Below are 404 nucleotides of genomic sequence, written 5' to 3' on the forward strand. Positions count from 1 at the left end.
TACGATCGTCAGTTGAAATCTCGATGATAGACCCACCTGCTTCGATGAACGCTGCACGTGACGCTTCAGCACGTTCCATTGCGATACCTGCAAGATGATCACGATAATCGACAGCCACAGCATTCAAGGTCTCTTGGACCTCACCTGGCAGCGTAGCCCAATAGTCAGCATTCACAGTAATCGTTTTGGAATTCACAGCACCAAGGTCAGCTTGCAGCATGTAAGGCGCAACTTCAGCAATCTTGAAAGTCACCGCAGCTTCTGGCCACAGCATCCCACAATCAGCCAAACCGGTCTGCAGCATGTTGTAGAAGTCGGTCAAACCACCGCGCACGCCGGCTGCATCTTTGATGCCTTCGAGGTAACGCAAGTTCAGACCGGCACCCGCAATTTTGCGGCCTTCG

The 404-nt window shown here is 52.5% G+C and carries 1 protein-coding gene; it reads right to left on the minus strand.

The genetic code is table 11. From position 1 onward, the window contains the following. A partial coding sequence (locus tag J3L16_RS16015; protein WP_207614060.1) for a hypothetical protein occupies window positions 1-304 on the minus strand: 304 nt, incomplete at its 3' end. Window positions 305-404: the final 100 nt, after the last annotated feature.

This window comes from Alteromonas sp. 5E99-2 (assembly GCF_017368475.1).
GTDB lineage: Bacteria > Pseudomonadota > Gammaproteobacteria > Enterobacterales > Alteromonadaceae > Alteromonas_F.